Source organism: Rhizobium sp. 10N427 (assembly GCF_056394605.1).
On the sequence record NZ_JBFTID010000001.1, the window covers coordinates 316,069 to 333,673 of the forward strand.

15 protein-coding genes and 1 pseudogene are annotated in these 17,605 nt (G+C 61.6%); 5 read left to right on the forward strand and 11 right to left on the reverse strand.

Annotated features, from left to right (window positions below; all coding sequences use genetic code 11):
* The first annotated feature begins 140 nt into the window (after positions 1–140).
* Positions 141–1,571 (forward strand): endo-1,3-1,4-beta-glycanase EglC, encoded by a 1,431-nt coding sequence (gene eglC, locus AC1DIJ_RS01375; protein WP_112389013.1) that lies wholly within the window; start codon positions 141–143, stop codon positions 1,569–1,571.
* A 2-nt stretch (positions 1,572–1,573) separates the two neighbouring features.
* Here eglC and AC1DIJ_RS01380 read toward each other — a convergent pair whose 3' ends face one another.
* From AC1DIJ_RS01380 to AC1DIJ_RS01400, 5 genes are all read right to left on the reverse strand, one after another.
* Complete coding sequence (locus tag AC1DIJ_RS01380) at positions 1,574–2,335, reverse strand: SDR family NAD(P)-dependent oxidoreductase (protein WP_112388550.1); 762 nt, start codon at positions 2,333–2,335, stop codon at positions 1,574–1,576.
* 13 nt (positions 2,336–2,348) lie between these two features.
* The gene (locus tag AC1DIJ_RS01385) at positions 2,349–3,161 is read right to left on the reverse strand and encodes an ABC transporter permease (RefSeq protein WP_112388551.1); all 813 of its coding nucleotides are present in this window, start codon (positions 3,159–3,161) and stop codon (positions 2,349–2,351) included.
* Entirely contained in the window at positions 3,161–4,027 is an 867-nt protein-coding gene (locus tag AC1DIJ_RS01390) for an ABC transporter permease (protein ID WP_112388552.1), read from the reverse strand. Before AC1DIJ_RS01390 ends, AC1DIJ_RS01385 begins: the two co-directional genes overlap by 1 nt.
* A gap of 86 nt (positions 4,028–4,113) precedes the next feature.
* Positions 4,114–5,277, reverse strand: coding sequence for a polyamine ABC transporter substrate-binding protein (locus AC1DIJ_RS01395; RefSeq protein WP_112388553.1), 1,164 nt, complete (start codon positions 5,275–5,277; stop codon positions 4,114–4,116).
* Between the two features lie 22 nt (positions 5,278–5,299).
* On the reverse strand, positions 5,300–6,391 hold the full coding sequence (locus tag AC1DIJ_RS01400; RefSeq protein WP_112388554.1) for an ABC transporter ATP-binding protein: 1,092 nt from the start codon (positions 6,389–6,391) through the stop codon (positions 5,300–5,302).
* A 192-nt stretch (positions 6,392–6,583) separates the two neighbouring features.
* On the opposite strand from AC1DIJ_RS01400, the gene AC1DIJ_RS01405 reads away from it, so the two are divergent.
* The 3 genes from AC1DIJ_RS01405 (at position 6,584) to AC1DIJ_RS01415 (ending at position 10,995) form a co-directional block, all read left to right on the forward strand.
* On the forward strand, positions 6,584–7,405 hold the full coding sequence (locus AC1DIJ_RS01405; protein ID WP_112388555.1) for a helix-turn-helix domain-containing protein: 822 nt from the start codon (positions 6,584–6,586) through the stop codon (positions 7,403–7,405).
* Positions 7,406–7,556: 151 nt separating this feature from the next.
* Positions 7,557–8,729: an MFS transporter gene (locus tag AC1DIJ_RS01410; protein WP_477831160.1), complete on the forward strand. Its 1,173-nt coding sequence runs from the start codon at positions 7,557–7,559 to the stop codon at positions 8,727–8,729.
* Between the two features lie 175 nt (positions 8,730–8,904).
* A complete protein-coding gene (locus AC1DIJ_RS01415) occupies positions 8,905–10,995 on the forward strand; it encodes a putative bifunctional diguanylate cyclase/phosphodiesterase (RefSeq protein WP_477831161.1) in 2,091 nt (696 codons plus the stop codon).
* Between the two features lie 10 nt (positions 10,996–11,005).
* On the opposite strand, the pseudogene AC1DIJ_RS01420 reads toward AC1DIJ_RS01415, so the two are convergent.
* Both AC1DIJ_RS01420 and AC1DIJ_RS01425 read right to left on the reverse strand, forming a co-directional pair.
* Positions 11,006–11,787 (reverse strand): annotated as a pseudogene (locus AC1DIJ_RS01420) (phosphodiester glycosidase family protein).
* Positions 11,788–12,066: 279 nt separating this feature from the next.
* A complete protein-coding gene (locus tag AC1DIJ_RS01425; RefSeq protein ID WP_112388557.1) occupies positions 12,067–12,990 on the reverse strand; it encodes an MYG1 family protein in 924 nt (307 codons plus the stop codon).
* A 147-nt stretch (positions 12,991–13,137) separates the two neighbouring features.
* Here AC1DIJ_RS01425 and AC1DIJ_RS01430 point away from each other — a divergent pair, with 147 nt between their 5' ends.
* Positions 13,138–13,488: a hypothetical protein gene (locus AC1DIJ_RS01430; protein WP_112388558.1), complete on the forward strand. Its 351-nt coding sequence runs from the start codon at positions 13,138–13,140 to the stop codon at positions 13,486–13,488.
* An 11-nt stretch (positions 13,489–13,499) separates the two neighbouring features.
* Here AC1DIJ_RS01430 and hydA read toward each other — a convergent pair whose 3' ends face one another.
* The 4 genes from hydA to AC1DIJ_RS01450 are packed head-to-tail and all read right to left on the reverse strand — an operon-like array spanning position 13,500 to position 17,603.
* The gene (hydA, locus tag AC1DIJ_RS01435) at positions 13,500–14,894 is read right to left on the reverse strand and encodes a dihydropyrimidinase (protein WP_112388559.1); all 1,395 of its coding nucleotides are present in this window, start codon (positions 14,892–14,894) and stop codon (positions 13,500–13,502) included.
* Positions 14,895–16,166 carry a cysteine desulfurase-like protein gene (locus tag AC1DIJ_RS01440; RefSeq protein ID WP_112388560.1) on the reverse strand — a complete coding sequence of 424 codons (1,272 nt, stop codon included), beginning with the start codon at positions 16,164–16,166 and terminating at the stop codon, positions 14,895–14,897.
* Positions 16,167–16,194: 28 nt separating this feature from the next.
* Positions 16,195–16,932, reverse strand: coding sequence for an amino acid ABC transporter ATP-binding protein (locus AC1DIJ_RS01445; protein WP_112388561.1), 738 nt, complete (start codon positions 16,930–16,932; stop codon positions 16,195–16,197).
* Positions 16,929–17,603: an amino acid ABC transporter permease gene (locus AC1DIJ_RS01450; protein WP_112388562.1), complete on the reverse strand. Its 675-nt coding sequence runs from the start codon at positions 17,601–17,603 to the stop codon at positions 16,929–16,931. Before AC1DIJ_RS01450 ends, AC1DIJ_RS01445 begins: the two co-directional genes overlap by 4 nt.
* Positions 17,604–17,605 lie beyond the last annotated feature (2 nt).

A 17,605-nucleotide genomic window follows, 5' to 3' on the forward strand; every position in this document is an offset into this window, starting at 1 on the left:
GCCTTGCTGGTCAGTCAAAGCGGCCCTGATCTTGCCCGGCGATCTTCCGGTCGCGTCATCCGCGAAATTGCCGCATCTTCGATACCGAGATTGTGCTCGCGCTGATTGAACCATTCCTCCTCCAGTCGAAGGGAACCGACATGATAAACGCGATCAACAACGCCGTCGGCAGGCCGCTTGCTTACAGTGGTACCTCCACCGCATGGTTTTCCGCCACCAAGTCCGGTCCGGTGCAGACGGGGACTGCCGGAAACGACTCGATGTGGGGCGACAGCGCCGTCAACGTCACGATGAAGGGCGGAACCGGCGACGATGTCTACTATCTCTATTCGAACATCAATCGCGCCGCCGAGGGGGCAAATGCCGGCACCGACACCATCAACACCTGGATGGACTACACACTGCCGGATAATTTCGAGAACCTGACGGTCACCGGCAACGGCCGCTACGCCTTCGGCAACAATCAGGACAACATCATTTCAGGCGCGTCCGGCAGCCAGACGATCAACGGGGATGCCGGCAACGATGTGCTGATCGGCGGCGGCGGCGCCGACACGTTCGTCATCGATCGCGGCAATGGCAGCGATCTGATCACCGACTTCGGTTCCGACGATGTCGTCCGCCTGGACAGTTTCTCGTCGTTTGCCCAGCTGCTGTCGCACGCCACACAGGACGGCAGCAATGTCCGGCTCGACATCGGCGGCGGTGAGAGCCTGGTGTTCGCCAATACCCAGATGTCGGCACTGAAGGCGAACCAGTTCCAGCTGACCCTCGATCGATCACAACTCGCCCTCACCTTCGAGGACAATTTCGACACGCTGTCGCTGCGCAATGGCGATAAGGGAACCTGGGATGCGAAATTCTGGTGGGCGGCTGATCGCGGCAGTCCGCTGACCGGCAACGGCGAGCAGCAATGGTATGTCAACCCGTCCTACGGGCCGACGGCGTCAGCCAATCCGTTTTCGGTCAAGAATGGGGTTCTGACGATAACGGCCAAGCCGGCCCCGGCAGCGCTTCAGCAGCAGATCGACGGTTACGACTATACGTCGGGCCTGCTCAACACGCATTCGTCCTTCTCCCAGACCTACGGCTACTTCGAGATCCGCGCCGACATGCCGTCGGAGCAAGGGGCGTGGCCGGCATTCTGGCTTCTGCCCGAAGACGGCTCGTGGCCGCCCGAACTCGATGTCGTCGAGATGCGCGGACAGGATCCCAACACCGTCAATGTCACCGTCCACAGCGATCACGGCGGCTCCCACCTGATCGACACGACACCGGTGAAGGTCGCCAGCACGGAAGGTTTCCACACCTACGGCATGAAGTGGGACGAGGATCATATCACCTGGTATTTCGACGACGTTGCCGTTGCCCAGAAGGCAACGCCCGCCGATATGCACAGCCCGATGTACATGCTGACCAATCTTGCCATCGGCGGCGCCGCCGGTTCGCCCAAGGACGGCCTCAAGAACGGATCGCAGATGTCGATCGACTATATCAGAGCCTATCAGCTGGCCGACGCCTCGGCTCAGCCGGACAGCGATCAGGAACGGACGATCGACTGGACGCTGTAGCTCTAGACGACCGTCTCGCCGCCATCGACGACGAGGATCTGGCCGGTCATGTAGGATGACCGGTCGGAGACCAGAAAGAGGATCGGTTCGGCGATTTCGGAGACATCCGCCCAGCGGCCGAGCGGCACCTTGTCGGCGATGTAGCTTTCGATCGCGCCGCGGCCGCCCATCTGGGCGATGAAGGGCTCGTTGAAGGGCGTATCGACCCAGCCCGGGCAGAGCGCGTTGACACGAACGCCCGATCTGGCGTAGTCGCCCGCCATCTGCCGGGTCATGGCGATGACGGCGTGTTTCGTGGTTGTGTAGGCGATCATTTCGCGGTCGTAGAGCACGCCCGATGAGGACGAGGTGTTGAGGATCACGCCTTTACCCGCCTGTTTCATGACGGGCATCACAAAACGCGCTGCCATGAAATGCGCCCGGACATTGAGGCTCCAGGATTTGTCGAAGCCCTCGACAGCAACCTCTTCCAGATCGCCCGCCACCTGCGCGCCGGCATGATTGTGGAGAATGTCGATCCGCCCGTGACGGGCGGCGATCGCCGAGATGCCGGTTTCCAGCGCCCGGTCGTCGGTAACGTCGACAACCAGGCTTTCCGCGCTTCCACCGGCGTCAGCGATCTGGGTGACGGTCTCTTCGGCATTGATGAAATCGATGTCGGCGACGACGACATGGGCGCCCTCGCGCGCCATGATCAGCGCTCCCGCTCGGCCGATGCCGGAGCCCGCGCCGGTGACGATTGCAACGCGATCCTTGAGTATCATGACATTTCCCCGGTCAGTTTGTTGTTGCCTTTTCGCGCATCAGGAAGCGCGCGATCAGGATGAGAATGAGCGAGGCGATCAATACAATCGTCGCGATCGCATTGATTTCAGGCGTCACGCCACGGCGGATCGAGGCGAAGACATAGATCGGCAGCGTCGTGTTCGAGCCGGCGACGAAGAAGGCGATGATGAAATCGTCGAAGGAGAAGGTGAAGGCGAGCAGGAAACCTGCCAGCACCGACGGCATGATCTGTGGCAGCACGATCTGCCGGAAGGTCGTCAGCGGCGTTGCGTAGAGATCGCTCGATGCCTCGACAATGTCGCGGCCAAGGCTGGCGATGCGCGCCTTCACGATCATCGTCACCAGCGCCATGGTGAAAAGCCCATGTGCGGCGATGATCGAGCCGTAGCCGAGTGCCAGCTTCGGCGGCTGAGCGCCCGGCCAGATTGCCGCGATCACCGGATTGATGAAGCCGAAGACCTCGACCAGTGCGACCAGCGTGGCAATGCCGATGACGACGCCGGGAACGACGATCGCCGCGGCGAACAGGCCGTCGAAGACAGCGCGCGCCCGCGGCCCGAGCCGCTCCATGCCCATTGCCGCCATCGTCCCGAAAATCGCCGCCAGCGCAGCGCTGGTGAAGGCGATGATCAGGCTGTTTTGCAACGCTTCCATCAGGAAGGTGTTGGAGAGCGCCCGGCCATACCACTCGGTCGAGAAGCCGACGAACTCGCTGGCATTGCGGCCGGAGTTGAAGGAGAACAGCACGACCAGCGCGATCGGCGTGTAGAGAAACAGGTAAACGAAAGTGACGAGCGCGCGCATCAGACGAGATCCACCTGACGGGTGCCGGCGACACGCCAGGCGATGCGCATGGCGACCAGCAGAATGACGACGACGACGGCGACCAGCGTCACGGCGATCGCCGAGCCGAACGGCCAGTTGCGCGATTGCAGGAAGAGATCGACAAGCGCATTGCCGATGAAGAACACCTTGCCGCCGCCGAGAAGCTGGGGGATCAGGTATTCGCCAAGCAGCAGGATCGTTACCAGCGCGACACCGGTCATCACACCCGGAAGAGACAGCGGCAGGGTAATGCCGAAGAAGGTCGAGACCGGCTTGGCGCCCAGATCGGCGGAGGCTTCGAGAAGCCGCCGGTCGAGCTTTTCGAGGCTGACATAGATCGGCATGATCATCAGCGGCAGATAGCCATAGACGATACCGAGCAGCACAGCGCCGGGGGTGTTGATCAGCCTGACATTCTCGATGCCGAAGATTTCGAGCAAATGCGGAATACCGCGGGCACCCAGCAGATACATCCAAGCATAGGTGCGCACCAGCAGGCTCGTCCAGAAGGGAACGACGACGAGCGAAACCAGCAGCAGCCGGCGTTTCGGGCTGGCCTTCACGGCGAGATAATAGGCGACCGGATAGGCAACCAGCAGGCAGGCCGCCGCACCAATCGGCGCCAGGATCAGCGTGTTGACGAAGGCCGCCGATCGCGAGCCCAAATTGGCGAACTGCGCGAAGGTGAACGCCGCCTGATAGCCGCCTTCGGGTGCCCGCTCGCCGAAGGCGAAGACGATGATGGCGATGAAGGGCAGCACCAGAAACACGAACAGCCAGATGCTGGCCGGCCCGACAAGGGCGGCAGTGACAAGGCGCCGTTTTGTGGCAAGGGTCAGGGGCATCGAAACGTTCTTTATCCGGCGGTTCTGAGCACTAGACCGGTCCCTGACTGCCGAGGCAGCCGGGACCGGAATTGCATGACGGCAGGTTAGGCAGACTTGAAGCGTGCCATCAGCTCGGCACGGCCCGGATCGGTCAGCGTCACGGCGGCGCCGAATTCGAGCGGTGTCAGTGCGGCTTCATCCGGATAGACGATCTTGTTCGAGGTGACTTCCTTCGGCAGCAGCGCGATAACGCGGCTGTCGGTGGTCGGCGCGCCGTTGGCGATATGCTCCTTCACCGCATTCTGCGGATCCATCAGGTAGTTGAGCAGCGCGTAGCCGGCAGCCTTGTTCGGCGCATCCTTCGGGATCGCGTAATAGTCGGTCCAGATCTCGCCGCCATCGGTGCCGAGCACATAGGCAAGCTCCGGCATATCGCGGTTCAGCTGCGCGCCGTCATTCGTCCAGCACATCGTCAGCCACGCATCGGTGGAGCGCATCGACGGCTGGTAGTCGGAATTGATGGCGAAGAGATGCGGCTTGACCTTGATCAGCAGTTCCTCGGCCTTGGCAAGTTCATCGGGCTTGATCGAATTGAAGCCGTAGCCGAGCGAGACGAGCGCGCTGCCGATCGTCGTCAGCTGGTAGTCGTGCACCATGGTGCGGCCGTCGCCTTCGGTCTGGGCGATCTCGAAGAAATCCTTCCAGCTCGAGAGCTTCGTCTTGATCTTCGAGGTGTTGACCGAGAAGCCGGTCGTGCCCCAGTTCTTCGGCACAGCATATGTCTTGCCGTCGATCTGGCCTTCCTTGGTGAAGCGCGGGCTTTCAGTCGCCTGGCTGAAATTCGGGATCTTCGAGAGATCCAGCTCGTCGATCAGGCCGAGCTTGTGATGGGTCGAGATCGTATAATTGGTCGGCACGAACAGCGACCAGCCGGAAGCGCCGGCCTGCAGCTTGGCGAGCATCTCTTCGTTCGAGCCGAAGACGTTGACTTCGACGGCGACGCCGGTCGCGGCCTTGAAGTTTTCGAAGGTCGCAGGATCATGGTAGTTCGGCCAAGTGGCGATCGACATCTGCGTGCCCAGATCCTCGGCGGCATAGGCGGGCGTCGACAGCGCGCCCGGGAAGCGCGACATCACCGCCGTTGCCAGACCGAGGCCGGTGATGCCGAGGAAATGGCGGCGGCTGACGGAGCCGCGCTTCAGGCGCATGAATTCGTCCATGAAGCCTTCGGCGGAGATGGGGAGATTGTCCTTGTAATCCTTGCTCATGATGCTGTTCCCTTGTTTTGGTTTATGCATTCGATGCTGGAAAGACATGTATTGCTGACGGGTCGAAGCAGAGGAAAACCGCTTCGCCAGGCTCGACCAGATCACTCTCGCTCATGCTGCGGCGGTCGGCGGTGATCAGGAAATCGCCGAGGCCCGGCACGTTCACCGCATATTCCGCCGACGAGCCCAGGAAGATGCGATGCGTGACCGTGCCCTTGAACGATGAACCCGAAGCCGGCTGGCTGCGTGTCATGCGGATCGCTTCCGGGCGCAGGGCGGCAATCACCTCTCCCGGCGACAGCCGCTTGCTCGACGAAACGGCGGAACCATCTGCCAGGCGAAGCGTCACCCCGTCGGCTTCCATGGTCGCAGCAATCCGGTTCGTCTTGCCGACGAAATCGGCGACGAAGAGATCGGCCGGGCGGTCATAGACCTCCTGCGGCGTTCCGAGCTGGCGGATACGCCCGGCACTCATGACGCAGACGGCATCGGCCATCGACAGCGCCTCTTCCTGGTCATGGGTGACGAGCACGAAGGTGATGCCGAGTTCGCGCTGCAGCGTTTGCAGCTCGATCTGCATAGCCGAGCGCAGTTTCTTGTCGAGCGCCGCCAGCGGCTCATCCAGCAGCAGGACGGATGGTCGATTGACGATGGCGCGCGCCAGCGCCACGCGCTGCTGCTGGCCGCCCGACATTTCATGGATCCGCCGTTTGGCGAAACCGTCCAGACGAACCATTTCCAGCGCCTCGGCGGCTCGCCGGTTGATTTCTGCAGCGCCGATTTTCGGGCGCATCTGCCGCAGGCCGTAGGCGACATTCTGCTCGACGTTGAAATGCGGAAACAGCGCGTAGTGCTGGAACACCATGTTGACGGGGCGGCGATAGGCGGGAACGCCGTTCATCTCGCACCCGTCGATCAGCACCGTGCCCTCGCTCGGCTGCTCGAAGCCGCCGATCATGCGCAGGCATGTGGTCTTGCCACAGCCCGAAGGGCCGAGCAGCGCCAGAAACGCGCCCTTGGGCACATTGAGATTGATGTCCGTCACGGCGGTCACCGCGCCATAATTCTTGGTGACCGAACGGAATTCGATATCGTTCGTCGAAGCGGATGCCACGTCTGTTCCCTGCGGTTGGTTTGGAATTGGCAGTCTATCGCCGCCTTATTGCCACCGTCGTTAAGGAAAGAGTAAGCCTGAGCTTCCCGCACGGTATATACCCCGAGAGAGGTATTTTAGCGCACGATGCTTCGTGGAAGGTGTATATAGGGCCACGCGGAATGGCGTGGGGCGGAAGAGGGAGCCCGTCAGATGAGCACCGACCTGGAAGCGCTGTTTGGTGCATTCAACGCCACGATCGGCTGTCCGAAGATGACTGATGCCGAATTCGGCGAGACCTTCCGTCAGATGATGGCGGCGCTGGTGCGCTTCGACTACGTGGTCGTTTTCGCCTATCGCGGCAAGGAACGGCCGATCGACCTCTACAGCACCTTCGACCCGGAAGAGAACGTCGTCTTCGTCACTCTCTACCAGGCGGGACCATACCTGCTCGACCCGTTCTATCATACCGCCCGCGAGCGCCGCGAAGGCGTGCTCCGAATGCGGGAACTGGCGCCCGACCGGTTCTTCTCCAGCGAATATTACCGCACCTACTACGTTCAGACCGGGCTTGCGGAAGAGGTGGGCTTTTTCATCAACACCGATGAAGAGATCACCGTCGTTCTTTCGCTGATGCGGAGGGAAAAGACCGGACCGTTTCCGGCGGCCGAATTCGCCACGCTGAAGAAGGTCGAGCCGCTGGTGGCCAGCATGGTCCGCCACTATTGGGCCGGGCTGGCGCCGCGTTTCGACGCGCAATTGACCGCCGGCAGCAAAAGCCGCCGGAAGCAGGGCCAGAGCGGCAATCTTCCCGCCGCCGACACTGTCTGGCGGGACCTCAACCTGACGGGTCGCGAAACCGCGATCGTCGATTTGGTGCTGCAGGGCCATTCGTCCGAGTCGATCGGGCTGAAGCTCAACATTTCGACCGGCACCGTGAAGGTCCACCGCCGCAACGTCTACCGCAAGCTCGGCATCTCCTCGCAGACGCAGCTTTTGTCGATCTATTTCAACAACCTGCTATCGTCAGGATAGCGGGCCGCCGTGGCTGATTAGAGACACCGGATGGGATTGAAGCGGCGCCAGGGCCATCCGGGTACAACGGTTCCTTGCTATCCCCCGCCGGGTCGTGCAACCAACCCAGCCGAACGCATGAGACAAGCAGCATAAGGTTGGGGGATCAGAGATGCGCATAGAGCCGCAACAGCGCATTTACATATGCTTCTTTCTATTTGCGGTATCGATGGGCGCGCTACTGTCGCGGCTTCCCGATCTCCAGGTGTCGCTCGGGATCAACAAATCCGAGCTTGGGCTGACACTGATCGGCGCAGCCGTCGGCGCGCTGATCTCGCTGACCTTCTCGTCGCCGCTGATCATGAAGCTCGGCGCCCGGAATACCGCCTTCGCCACCGTTCTCGGAACCTCTCTGATGATCGCGCTCGTTCCCTGGCTCGGCTATGCGCCACTGGTGTTCTGTGTGCTGTTTTGCGAGGGACTGCTCGCCGGTGCGCTTGAAATCAACCTGAACGTCGAGATCGACCGTATCGAGGCGCAGCTCGGCCGCGGCGTGATGAATCGCGCTCATGGCTTCTGGAGCCTCGGCTTTTTCGTCACGGCGCTGGCATCGTCATTCATCCGGCAGGCGGGCATCTCAATCCAACTGCATCTGGCCGTAACCTTCGCCATCGTCGTGGTGGCCGGAACGATCGCCATCAGGGGAATGCAGAATGCCTCCGCCCCCGCGCCTTCTCAGACGGAAGGCGCCCATATGGCGTTGCCGACATTGGGGATGCTGCCGCTTTGTGTCATCGGCGTCGGCGCCTTCCTCGTCGAAGGTGCCGGGATCGACTGGTCGGCGATCTATATGCGCGACGTCTTTGCGGTCGAGCCTTTCGTCGGCGGAATGGGTCTCACGCTCTTTGCATTCTTCATGGCGCTGGTCCGGCTTTTCGCCGACCGCTTCGTCGACCGCTATGGCTCGCGGATCGTGGCGCTGGTCTCGCTTGCTCTTGCGGCGATCGGCATCGCCTGCGTCTGGCTGGCGCCGGTCCCGGAGATCGCGCTTGCCGGTTTTGCCATGATGGGCGCAGGATGCAGCGCAGTCTATCCGCTGGCGGTTTCCGCCGCCGCGCAGCGTGATGACCGCGGTGCGCATGTCAACGTGGCCGCCCTCGCCCAGATGTCTTTCGTCGTCTTCTTCCTGGCACCGCCACTGCTTGGTTTCGTGGCTGAGCATGCCGGTATCCGCATGTCCTATCTCGTCTGCCTGCCGATCATCCTTGCGGCTCTCTTCTCCACCCGGGCGCTTGCCCCGAAACGCATCGCCATGGACGCGGAAAAGCAAAGGGCGGCGGAATAGGACAGGCTTTAGACGCCGCTTATCCCCATATTGACCTGACGTCTCGACCACCGGCGGCAATCGCAAGCAGGCTTTGCACGCGGCGCGTTCATGCGCGCGAAAAAGCCCGTTTTTCCTTCATGGTTGCATAAGAGGTTGCGGATATTGTTCCCGCAAAATGAGCGAGAACACGGCAATGACAGAGCAAGCGGCACCCTCTCCGGCAGAGATCGTCATCCCCTCTGATGACGCGCGCGACCTTCAAAAAATGATCGATCTCCTGCGCGTCCAGCACGCCAATCTCGCCGAACGCTACGAGTGGCTGGAGGCGATGATCAATCATGTGCCCGATTTCATCTACGCGAAGGATCTGCAGGGCCGCTTTCTGTTCGCCAACCGGGCGGTAGTCGCCAACAACGGCTTCGCCAAGGTCGACGACCTCATCGGCCTGACGGATGGCGAGATCCATCTCGAAGCTGATGCGCATGGCATCGACGAAACGGAACAGCGGGTCATGGAAACCGGCCGGCCCGATCTCGGAGTCGAGGAGCCTCGCTTGAAGGGCGAAGGCTGGCTGATGATGTCACGCGTCGCGTTGCGCGACCGGACCGGCGCGGTGATCGGCGTCGTCGGCGCCTCACGCGACATCACCGCGCGCAAGCGCGCAGAAGAGCTGATGGCAGCGCAGACGAAGCTGCTCCACGATGTCGCCCGCGGCGTTGAACTCAATTCGCTTCTGAAGGATGCCGGGCAAATCCTCGAACGGCTTCTGCCCGGCCGCGCCGCCGGCTTCGACCTGGACGGCCCGGCGCGAAGCCACATCGAAGCGCCGCGGAAGGACTTTTCGATCAACTGCCGCGACGGCAGCCGGCAGGGCGCGCTTGCCGTGTCGCTGCAGCCGGGCGAGATCGATGCCGGGCTTGCCGAATTCCTGACAGGCGTGGCGCAGACCATCGGCATCGCGATCGACCGGAACCGCGACATCGCCCGGATCGCCTATCTGGCCGAACACGACGCGCTGACCGGCCTTCCGAACCGGACGCTGCTCGACCGCAAACTCGGCACGCTATTGGCTGGCAGGACCCGCGCGGTGGCGGTTGCCTTTCTCGACCTCGATCATTTCAAGCTCGTCAATGACAGCCTCGGCCATGCCGCCGGCGACGAGCTTCTCAAGGTCGTGGCTTCGCGCATCCTCAGTGAAATCGGCGAAAGCGGCATCGTCTCGCGGATCGGCGGCGATGAGTTCATCATCGTGCTTGAGGCCGGGATCGACGACGCGCTGAACCGTCTGCAGGCAATCTCGGCGCATATCGCCCGCCCCTGCAGTATCGACGGCGTCGATATGCAGGTGACCTGCAGCGTCGGCGTCGCCTCCTCGCAGGCCCATGGTTCGATCGCCGGAGAACTGATCGCCAATGCCGACATGGCGCTCTATCGCGTCAAGGCAGCCGGCCGCAACGGCATACAGATGTTTACCCCGTCGATGGCCGAGGAAGCCCGCCACAAGCTGCTGCGGATCGAGGAGCTTCGCCGGGCGCTGGCACAGGACGAATTCGTGCTGCATTTCCAGCCGCAGAAGGACATCGCGACCGGAAGAATTTCCGGCGTCGAGGCTTTGGTCCGATGGCAGCATCCACAGGCGGGCCTGCTTGCGCCGGCGGAGTTCATCCCGCTTGCTGAAGAAACCGGGCTCATCGTCGAACTCGGCGAAGTGGTGCTCGGCAAAGCCTGCAGGCAGATGCGCGCCTGGCTCGACCAGGGCATTCCGGCCATTCGTGTTGCGGTGAATGTCTCGGCGCGGCAGTTCCGCGAGCCGTCGCTCTGTGACAAGGTTTCGGCCGCCCTCTCGGCTGCGGGGCTCGACCCCGCGCTGCTCGAACTTGAGGTCACCGAGAGCCTGATCATGGAGGATGTCGAAGGTGCGATATCGCGCATGCTGGAGCTGAAGGCACTCGGCGTCAGTCTTTCCATCGACGATTTCGGCACCGGCTATTCCAGCCTCAGCACGCTGAAGCTATTCCCGTTATCCCGGCTGAAGATCGACCGGTCTTTCATCGCCGATATTCCCGGCCAGTCGGGCGACATGGCGATCACCGCGGCGATCGTCGCGCTCGGGCAGACGCTCGATCTGGAAGTGATTGCCGAGGGCGTCGAGACCGAAGAGCAGGCGCGCTTCCTGGCGGAGACGGGATGCGAGATGTTCCAGGGCTATCTTTTCGCCAAGCCGCTACCGGCAGCCGAGATCGCCGGCATGCTGCAAGCCAACAGCCTCTCAGCATCCGCATAGCGATACGGCGTCATCCGCCGCTCTGCACGAGGCCCACGATCGGGCCAAACCCGCCATGCCACGAGAAGTCGTTCATCCCGAGCGCCGGCTGATAGATGCCGGTGCCATGACCGCCATCCAGGAATAACGCATTCGGGCACCCCAACTCGTCGCGAAACAGACGGGCGAAATCGTGGAAATTGACGTCGCCATCGCTGATGGCGAAGCGAACGATCCCGCTGCCGCAGACCCCCACCCCGCTCCGCCGCGTCCGGTCCGTCGATCCGGGAATCAATGCAGGATGCAGCTTGCCTTCGATGACCAGCATCGGTCCGGATTGCGTCGCGAATGCCGCCTTGAGGCGGCGTTTCAGAAATTCGTCGGTCGTCAGGATCTCTGCACCGTTATCGCCAAGCAGGAAGACACCGTTGGGCTTCTTGTAGAAATTCGGCACCTTGCCCGGAGAGCCCTTGATCTCGGTGGTGTCGGCAGGACGGAGTTCCGCGCCGTGCTCGATATAAAGACCATCGGCGTGAAATCGTCTCGGTACATGCCGGCATTCATCGCGAAGACAAGGACCTGCCCGTCCTCCTTCAGCGCATCCGCCAGATTCGAGAATGTTCGAAACGGCTGCCCGTCGGCGCCCCTCCAGAATAGCCTGAGGTCATCTTTTCCCGGCGTGACAGAGCAGACGATATAGCCTGAATTTTCAAAGACCTTCCGCTCGCAAACTTGTGCAGGCGCAGGCTGCGCCGCGGCACTTCCCGCGGCAGAAACCAATGCGGCCCAGAGCAATGCGGCCCAACGATCGATTTTCAAAGCAGCTCCGTGACGTCAGAGAGGAGGGTTAGACCTCCATAGCACACCGTTCCACGATCACCGCATTCAGCAAGAGAATATACCTCGTCTGACCGCTCGATTGGGCTGAAAGCATTTTCAATAATTGCGCGATCGGGCGATTATGGTGTTGCCGATGAACATGAAGGCCAGTCCTCCCGGTCTTTCGTCGGCGGTTCCCCTCTGGAGGTTTTTTGAACTCTCCAAATTTGGGCCATCGGTTGATGGCCCATTTTTTTGGCCACGGCTTGAATGTTACTCCGCTGCAACCGCTGCAACAGCGATCCGCGCCAGTTCCAGCGCCGCTTCGCGGGTTGCTGCAGCGGCGATGAAACGGCCTTTGTGGCAGAAGCTTGCGCCCGCCACACCGGAGGCGCGTTCCAGATCGCCGCCGCTCAGGCCCGCCCATTCCAGCGGCAGATCGGCCCGCAGTTCAAATCCTTCATCGCCTCGGCGAATGCCCGTAACGCACCAGTCATTGTCGCGCGGATGGACGACGAACAGCAGATGCTCGGCCTTCGCCTTCACGATCGCCGGCCGGAACGGCATGCCCATCGGCAGCTCCAGCACCTTGTTATCACCGGCCGCAACGATCGCGTCGAGAACCATGGCCTCGGCCCGCAGCTTGGCATCCTGCACGGCGATGCCCGCCTCGACGAAGCGGCGGGCGATCGCCAGCGCCGAATGGAACGCCTGATCGGTGGCATCGGCACCCTTCGCGTCGAACGGCGGCTTCAGCGTTTCCAGCAGTGCCGGAAGCGTCAGCCCGGCCAACTCTCCGGCAACGGACGGGTCGAGCGCGCCGTTATCGACCAGATCCACAGGCAGCACGAACTTCTTGTCGAAGGCCGCATGCACCCGCGCGACATGCGCCTCCGGCACACCGGCCGCCGCCAGATAATCGGCGCCGTAGTGCTTCCAGATCAGTCCGAAGGAGCTGTAGGGCCGACCGTCTTCACGCACCGGCGCGCCGCGCTGGTGATGGTCGAAGATGGTGTTTTCGGGTTCGTAGCGTCCACCGACGTCATAGATGATGCGGCCCGCAGCCGGCGCTATCCATTCGGCATCTCGCGTCCGGATCAGCTTGGCAGCGGGAAATAGCTGCGTTAGCACCACGCTCGACAGCAGCTCATCGGCATGGAAGCCGCCGGAATGGGTCACCAGAAATTCAATTTTCACTTCAAGGTCTTTCTAGACGGGGAGATCGCGATCGAGCGAATAGCCGCGATCGATGAATATCTCAAGACGCAGGCGCCGATGCTTCGCGGACTATGGCTTTGTGGGCCGCGCTTTCCTACATATTCATCAGCAGCAGGGAGCGGAAACGTGGTCGACAAGATTTCCAGGGTTTCAGCGACGGCAGCGACCGCGGCAACACAGATCCAGCACAGTACTTCCGTCGCGGAGCCCGATGTCGCCTGGGCCGCCGATCGCCAGGCGGCAATCGACGAGGCGCTGCATCGCCGCCATGGATCCGGCGGCCACCGGCCCTCGCCCGCCGAAGAGACGGAAGAGGATGGCGGCAACGCCAGCCGCCACCTGGATCTTCACGCGACAGAGCAAAGCGCCACAGGTGATGAGTCCGATGAGGAACGTCTTTCCGGCGAGAGCGAGCGCATAGGCACCGGCAATCTGGATGAGGATGTGCCCTTCGGCGATCACGCGGGCTATATCTAGGACAGCGCTGGTCAGACCAGCGATTTGCGCCTGAGATAATTGCCCTGGCCCATTTTACCCGTTGTTGCAGCGCCATCGACGATGGTCTTTCCGCGCAGCAGAACGCGCACCGGCCAGCCGGTGACATCAAGCCCCTCATAGGGCGTGTAGTCGGCGCCGTGATGCAGGATGTCGTTGGTGATCGTCATCGTCTTCTGCGGATCCCAGAGCGCGATATCGGCGTCCGAACCGATGGCGATCGTCCCCTTCTGCGGATAGAGCCCATACTGCTTGGCATGATTGGTCGATGACAGCGCGACGAAGCGGTTGATGTCGATCCTTTTCTTGCTGACACCTTCGGAAAACAGGATCGGAAGCCGCGTCTCGACGCCGGGTATCCCGTTCGGGATCCAGCGGAAATTCCGCTTTCCCCTCTCGTTCAGCTTGCCGCTGTCGTCATCATAGCGGAATGGGCAGTGGTCGGACGAGAACAGCTCGAACGTGCCGTTCTGCAAGCCTTCCCAACAGGCAATCTGGCTCTCCTTATCCCTTGGCGGCGGCGAGCAGACGAATTTCGCGCCCTCAAGTTCGGCGGCATCGAGATCGTCGGCTGTCAGCAGCAGGTATTGCGGGCAGGTTTCGCCCGCCACCTTGCTGCCGCGCTTGCGGGCGCGCTCGATCTCTTCCATCGCCTGACGGTTCGAAACGTGGACGATGACCACAGGCGTATCGGTGATTTCGGCAAGCGATAGCGCCCGATGCGTCGCTTCCCGCTCGGCCGCGACCGGCCTGCTCAGCGCATGGAATTTCGGTGCAAGCTCGCCTTTCTCCTCGTGCCTGCCGATCAGATAGCGGATCGCGTCTTCATTCTCGCAGTGAACCATGACGATCGCGCCCGAACGCCGGGCACTGTCCAGCGTATCGAGAATCTGGTCGTCGCGAAGACGCAGGTTCTCGTAGGTCATGAAGACCTTGATGGAGGTGTAGCCGTCCTCTACCAGTGCCGGCAGCTCCTGGCCGAGCACGTAGGAAGTCGGGTCGGTGACCACCAGATGGAAGGACACGTCGACATAGCACTCGCCGTCGGCCTTTGCATGGTAGTCCTTCAGGGATTCGCGCAGCGTCGTTCCCTTCTCCTGCATGCAGAAGGTCAGCACGGTCGTGTTGCCGCCAAAGGCTGCAGACAGCGTGCCGCTGGCGAAATCGTCGGCCATGACGATACTGTCGCCGGACGGCTGGGCGAGATGGACATGGCTGTCGATACCGCCGGGCATGACATAGAGGCCGGTGGCATCGATGATCTCGCCAGCATCACCAAGATCGTCAGCGAGCGCCGCAATCTTGCCATTGCGGATACCGACATCGCTTCGAAACGTGTCGCTGGCCGTGACGACCGTGCCGTTCTTGATGATCGTGTCGAACTGCATCTAGGCGGCACCCCTGTTTTGAAGCGCACCGTTGCTGCCGAGTATCTGGTCGAGCGCAGCGGTCAGGCGATCGACTTCCTCGATCGTGTTGTAATGGACCATCGAGACGCGGACGGCGCCGTTATATTGCGGCAGGCCGACATGATCACCCAGCCGGCGCGCATGGAAATCGCCGAAACGGATGGCGATCTTGTAAGCGTCCATCGCCTTGCAGATATCCTCTGAATTCTGCCCCTCGAAGACGAAGCTGATCGTCGGAATACGGCGGCCGTTGCGGTTCGCGGTCTCGCCGATGATGCGGCAATCGTTGCGGCTGCGCAGATAGGAAAGCAGGCGCTCGGTCAGGGCATTTTCCTGGATGGTGATCGCCTCGAAGGCCGCAAGGATCAGCTCGCGCGGCGAACCTGATCCGCCCGACCTGGTGCCGAGTTCGCAGAGGTAATCGACGATCCCGGTCACCGAATAGGCAAGTTCATAGTTCGGATTGCCGGGTTCCAGCTTTCCCGGAACCTTATCGCGGCCATAGAAGAAATGGTAAAGCGGATCGAGCTCCAGAAGGTGATCGTATTTCCCGTACATCATCGCGTAATGCGGGCCGTAAGTCTTGTAGAAGCTGAAGACGTAGTAATCGACATCCATGGCCTGAACATCGACGGCACGGTGCGGCGCATAGGCGACGGCATCGACACAAATGCGCGCGCCATGCGCATGCGCAACGGCTGCGATCTCGGCGATCGGATTGATGGCGCCCAGAATATTCGACACATGGGTGACGCAGACGAGCTTGGTCTTCTCCGTCAGAAGCGGCTTTAGCTCGGCGATATCGAGTTCATAGGTCGTCGTATCCAGCGGCCAGAACTTGATGACGATGCCCATGTCGCGCAGACCGTCCCAGGGTCCGATATTCGATTCGTGATCCGAGATCGTCACGATGATCTCGTCGCCCGCCGATAGCTGGCTGCGCATGGCGCGGGCGAGGTTTTGCAGCAAAACGGTGGTCGAGCTGCCGAAAATGATCTCTTCCGGCCGCGCCGCATTGACGAGATGCGTCGCCGCAATACGGCTGTCCATCAGCGCCTTGGCCGCCTGTTGCGAGACATCATAGCTGCCGCCGATCTGCACGTTCTTATCATAAAGGAACGTGGTGATCCGATCGACCGTGCGCGTCAGGATCTGCGAGCCGCCGGCATTGTCGAAAAACACCCAGCCGTGATCCAGTCCCGGGAATTGGCTCCGGACGAAATCGATGTCGAGTTGGCGTTGCGTTTCCATGGGGTCCTCCGGAACCTTGTCTTTCTTGTCAGTGATTGAGAACGGCGCGCAGGAAGCTCCTGGTACGTTCTTCCTGCGGGTTGTCGAAAATCTCGGCTGGCGTTCCGGCTTCTACGATGCGGCCGCTGTCCATGAAGATGACGCGGTCGGCGACCTGGCGGGCAAAGCCCATCTCATGGGTGACGACGATCATCGTCACGCCGGTGCCGGCGAGCTTGCGCATGACATCCAGAACTTCGCCGACCATTTCCGGGTCGAGCGCCGATGTCGGTTCGTCGAAGAGCAGCACGCGCGGTTCCATGGCCAGTGCCCGGGCGATCGCCACGCGCTGCTGCTGGCCGCCGGACAGCTGCTCGGGATATTTTTCGGCCTGTTCGGTGATACCGACGCGGGCCAGAAGCTCTTTCGCCTTTCGTGCGGCTTCGCCCTGCGGCGTGCCGCGCACCCGCATTGGCGCGATCATGATGTTCTTCAGCACGCTCAGATGCGGAAACAGATTGAACGACTGGAAGACCATGCCGACTTCGGCCCGCACCTGCGCCAGGTTCCTGCCGCGCTCGACCTTGATGCCATCCACTTCGATACGGCTTTCGCTGGGGAAGCTCTCGAGGTGATTGATGCAGCGGATCAGCGTGGATTTGCCGGAACCGGACGGGCCGATGACGCAGACCACTTCCCCTTCGGCAATCGCCAGGTCGATGCCGTGCAGCACCTGGAAGTCGCCATAGGACTTGTTGAGATTCTGGATGCTGACGATGGTTTTCATCTGCGCCTCCCCGCACTGAAGCGTTTTTCGAGACGGGCAACGATGACGACCATCGGCCACAGGAAGGCGACGTAGATGATGGCAGCGCCGATCAGCGGCGACGGGTTGGCGGTCAGCGCCTGGGCCTGGGTCGCCTGCTTGAGAAGATCGGGCATCGCCACGACGGATGCGAGCGCCGTATCCTTCATGACGTTGATGCAATTGTTGGTGAGCGGCGGAATGACGATCTTGATCGCCTGCGGCAGGATGATCTCCGCCATCATGTGCCGATAGGAGAGGCCAAGTGCTTCCGAAGCCTCGAACTGCCCGCGCGGGATGGCCTCGATCCCGGCACGAAAGATCTCGGCCGTATAGGCGGTCGAGACCAGCGTCAGCGCGCTGACCGCGGAAAGGAACGGCGAAAGCCGGATGCCGACGAATGGCAGGGCATAGTAGATGACGATCAAGAGAACGAGCAGCGGGATCGAACGGAAGATGTCGATATAGATCTTGGCAATCGCCTGCACCACCGGATGGCCGTAGAGCCGCAGCAGCGCAAGGACGAGGCCGCCGATCAGGCCGCCGACGATGCTGACGACGCCGAGTTCAAGCGTGATCCAGAGGCCTGACAGCAGAAGCGGAAACGATCGCTCCAGCACCGCCAGATTGAAGAAGGTCGTGAATATATCCATTG